Here is a 1,230-nt window from a genome sequence, read left to right on the forward strand (position 1 = left end):
ATGCAGCCCTATCTGGTGCTGAATTTTTGCATTGCTCTGGTAGGCATCTTCCCGTCGCGGAATTGAAGGACGCGCAGCCATGACAGTTTACATCGGCGAGATTCGCATGTTCGCGGGAAACTTCGCGCCCGCCGGCTGGATGTTCTGTCAGGGCCAGACGATACCCATTTCCGAAAATGATGCCCTGTTCCAGTTGATCGGCACCACCTATGGCGGCGACGGTGAGGAGACATTCAAACTGCCGAACCTGGCCAGCCGCGTGCCGCTCCATCAGGGGACCGGATTTATCATCGGGCAAACCGGCGGCGTCGAGGACGTGACGCTGAGCATACAGCAAATGACCGGCCACACGCACGCGATGCTGGCAACGACCAGCGTCTCCAGCCAGACGAGCCCCGCCAACAATGTCGTGGCCCAGTCTTCCACGGGCAAGCTCTATGTCGAGGACACGCCCACGGCGAACCTCGCCAATCCCGTGGTCGGCATGTCTGGCGGTGGCTGGCCCCACACCAACCTGCAGCCTTATCTCTGCGTCAATTTCATCATCTCGCTGTTCGGCGTTTTCCCGACCCCAACATAGGACAGGACCATGTCGGACCAATTCGTAGCAGAAATCCGAATTTTCCCGCTCAACTTCGCGCCCGTGGGCTGGGCGGTCTGCGACGGCCAGATCCTGCCGATTTCGCAAAACACGGCCTTGTTCTCGCTGCTGGGTACGACCTATGGCGGCGACGGCAAGTCGACCTTCGCCTTGCCGGACATGCAAGGCAGTGTGCCGATGCAGCCCGGCCAAGGTCCAGGATTGAGCTTTTATGATCTCGGGCAGTTCGGCGGCTCGGACACGGTCACCTTGCTCGAATCGGAAATGCCGATGCACAACCACAGCATCCGCGCCGTAACCGACCCCGCCGACCTCCAGATCCCGACGCCGACGCGGGCGATCGCCAGGTCGACCAACGCCAACGCCTACAAGAACACGACCGTCAACATGGTGCCGATGGCGGCCAACATGCTGGCTCCGGCGGGTGGCGGCCTGCCGCACAACAACCGGATGCCCTACCTCACACTAACCTTCTGCATCGCGCTGCAAGGCATTTTCCCACCAAGAGGCTGACCGAGCCAACAGGGCAGGACCGATATCATGGCCAAGAACGCAGAACCGAAATCGAAGGCCCCCGCGGCGAAGACGCCGGCGCGGAAAGCGCCCTCCACGGCCAGGGCCCGCCCGGC

At 61.8% G+C, this 1,230-nt stretch carries 2 protein-coding genes; both read left to right on the forward strand.

What is annotated here, in order from left to right; translation table 11 throughout:
* Positions 1–79 precede the first annotated feature (79 nt).
* Positions 80–580: a tail fiber protein gene (locus EN991_RS36850; protein WP_127366767.1), complete on the forward strand. Its 501-nt coding sequence runs from the start codon at positions 80–82 to the stop codon at positions 578–580.
* Positions 581–589: 9 nt separating this feature from the next.
* The gene (locus EN991_RS36855) at positions 590–1,114 is read left to right on the forward strand and encodes a tail fiber protein (RefSeq protein WP_013528766.1); all 525 of its coding nucleotides are present in this window, start codon (positions 590–592) and stop codon (positions 1,112–1,114) included.
* The last annotated feature ends 116 nt before the right edge of the window (positions 1,115–1,230 follow it).

Source organism: Mesorhizobium sp. M7A.F.Ca.US.005.03.2.1, from assembly GCF_003997795.1.
Lineage (GTDB): Bacteria > Pseudomonadota > Alphaproteobacteria > Rhizobiales > Rhizobiaceae > Mesorhizobium > Mesorhizobium ciceri.